Source organism: Pseudoalteromonas sp. 78C3 (assembly GCF_002836695.1).
Lineage (GTDB): Bacteria > Pseudomonadota > Gammaproteobacteria > Enterobacterales > Alteromonadaceae > Pseudoalteromonas > Pseudoalteromonas arctica.
This window is the reverse complement of the sequence record NZ_PJAV01000027.1, coordinates 1-2,412: the sequence shown is the minus strand read 5'-3', so window position 1 is coordinate 2,412 and position 2,412 is coordinate 1. Positions and strand designations below refer to the sequence as shown.

At 35.5% G+C, this 2,412-nt stretch carries 5 protein-coding genes; all 5 read left to right on the top strand.

Annotation, left to right across the window (positions count from 1 at the left end; translation table 11 throughout):
- On the top strand, positions 1–210 hold a 210-nt coding region (locus CXF76_RS00590; RefSeq protein WP_198551835.1), incomplete at its 5' end, for a CopD family protein.
- A 22-nt stretch (positions 211–232) separates the two neighbouring features.
- Positions 233–721, top strand: coding sequence for a YybH family protein (locus CXF76_RS00585; protein WP_008109928.1), 489 nt, complete (start codon positions 233–235; stop codon positions 719–721).
- Positions 722–731: 10 nt separating this feature from the next.
- Positions 732–1,250, top strand: coding sequence for a DUF411 domain-containing protein (locus tag CXF76_RS00580; RefSeq protein ID WP_024032684.1), 519 nt, complete (start codon positions 732–734; stop codon positions 1,248–1,250).
- Between the two features lie 140 nt (positions 1,251–1,390).
- Positions 1,391–1,900, top strand: coding sequence for a DUF305 domain-containing protein (locus CXF76_RS00575; protein ID WP_024032683.1), 510 nt, complete (start codon positions 1,391–1,393; stop codon positions 1,898–1,900).
- 33 nt (positions 1,901–1,933) lie between these two features.
- Positions 1,934–2,412: glutaredoxin (locus CXF76_RS00570; RefSeq protein ID WP_101162796.1), on the top strand; the 479-nt coding region annotated here is incomplete at its 3' end.

Genomic DNA, 2,412 nt, shown 5'->3' with positions numbered 1-2,412 from the left:
GATTATGGGCAACTAATTTTATTAAAGCTGTTACTCGTCAGCGCGATGCTGCTCCTAGGTGCATGGCATAAGCTTTTTTTAGTCCCGCAAATCACTCAACAACACCATATAAGTATATTAAAACGCTCGATTACTGTTGAAATAGTAATTGCCCTGTTTGTACTTATTACAACAAGTGTATTTACCACACTTGTTGGTCCGCCTATTTAACGATTAATAAAAAGGGAAACGTATGTTAATTAAATCCTTTAATTTAAAAATTTTATTGCTACTAATTTTTAGCACTGTTAGTTCTTTTACTGTTAGTGCACATGACGATGAAAAATATTCAAAAAAAGGCAAGGCCTTTGTCAATGTTGATAGCGAGGCTGCAAAAACAGTCAGCCTATTTCATGCATCTCTAAAACAAGGTAATCGCGAAGCTGCACGTAAATTACTGGCCGACGATGTCATCATTTTTGAAGGCGGAAGTGTTGAGCGTTCTGCAGATGAATACGCGAAACATCATATGATAGCGGATATGAAATTCTTAAGTGCTGTTAATAGTGAACTACTAGAGCATCAAGTTTACACAAATGGAGACATAGCTTACTCAATTTCAAGAAGTAAAACTCAAGGAAAGTACAAAGGAAAAGATATTAAGTCTATGGGAATGGAATCAATCACATTAAAAAACACCGATACAGGTTGGAAAATCACTCATATTCATTGGTCAAATTAAGGAGTTAAGAATGCGAGTAATCTACATTACCTCAGCGTTATTTTTATCATTAACTATGTCATTTTCGGCGATAAGTATCGAAAAACAACATAAAGCATTAATAACTTATGAGAATTCAGAAAAACCTAAAATTGAGCTTACCGTTTATAAAAGTAAAAATTGTGGATGTTGTAATAAGTGGATTGCTCATTTGAGCGAAAACAATATTCAAACAAAAGCAATTAACGTCAATGACATGGGGACGATTAAATCTCAGTATCAAATAAAATCAAATATGCGGTCATGCCATACAGCCGTTTCAGCCGATGGATTTGTATTTGAAGGTCATGTTCCCGCCAAACATATAAAACAGTTTTTAGCTGAACAACATCCTGAAAAGACGATAGGGCTCTCTGTTCCCGCTATGCCTGCTGGTACGCCAGGTATGGAAATGGGCGATCGCTTTTATAAATATAATATTGAAATGCTTACGCACGATTTACAGCAAAATACTTATAAGCATATTAGCAAATACGCTGAGCAGTTTTAACACTTATGGCACAACTCTTGATGTAATATTAAACATTGATTCAATGATTAAATATATAGTGGGTTTACGCCTAATAACCTGTAAGAATTACCCATTGGTATAAATGATATACAAAGTAAATGATAGAAAGGAGCCATCTAATGTCGCAGTATTTAAAGTTTTTCTTAATGATAGCCACATCAACATTAGTCATGTTTGTACTGATGTATTTGAATACTTATCAGCTAAGTCATGTTTTTTTTAGTGAAACTCGCACTTATATGGCGCTTTATATGGGAGCCATGATGGCAGTGATAATGCTACTTTTCATGCTCAATATGTATAAAGATAAAAAGAAAAATATAACAGTACTCATTGCTAGTGTTACCGTATTTGCGGGAAGTTTATTTTTAGTTCGATCACAAGCGACTGTTGATGATAGCTCATGGATGTCGGCGATGATCCCACATCATTCAATTGCAATACTCACCAGTGAAAGGGCAAAAATCAAAGATAAGCGAGTCCAAGAGCTTGCAACAAATATTATTGAGGCACAGCGTCGTGAGATTAAAGAAATGCAGTGGTTACTAAAGGATATAGAGAAAAATGGCCTAGCAGAAACTCAGGAGCAAGCACAATCTAGGACCGTACCGGATTTTAATGCTAAGTAAAATTTTATACCAATACATAAAAGGGAGCTAAACATGAGTAAATCAGCCCAACTTTTTAGAATGGCCACAGATGAGCATATTTGTCCGTTTGGTTTAAAATCAAAAGACCTACTAGAGCGAGAGGGATATACAGTTGATGATCAGCTATTAACTTCTCGAGAGCAAACAGATGAATTTAAAAAACAACACAGTGTAGAAACTACACCTCAAACATTTATTGATAATAAACGTATAGGTGGCTATGACGACTTACTCGATTACTTTGATAAGCCAAAAGCTGGGCAAGAAGGTACAACTTACACGCCCGTGATTGCGATTTTTTCGGTTAGTTTTTTGCTTAGTGTGGCATTTAGTTTTGCAGCGAATAATAGCTTATTATCAATGCAAACCGCTGAACTGTTTGTAGCCCTAACAATGGCAGTGTTAGCAATACAAAAGCTTCAAGACTTATTTAGCTTTACTAATTCATTTATAACCTATGACTTAGTCGCTATGAAAGTAGTCAGGTACGC

Bases quoted from the DNA above. Each gene is read 5' to 3' on its own strand.
- CXF76_RS00575 (WP_024032683.1), top strand. From the start codon at position 1,391: ATGTCGCAGTATTTAAAGTTTTTCTTAATGATAGCCACATCAACATTA.
- CXF76_RS00580 (WP_024032684.1), top strand. From the start codon at position 732: ATGCGAGTAATCTACATTACCTCAGCGTTATTTTTATCATTAACTATG.
- CXF76_RS00585 (WP_008109928.1), top strand. From the start codon at position 233: ATGTTAATTAAATCCTTTAATTTAAAAATTTTATTGCTACTAATTTTT.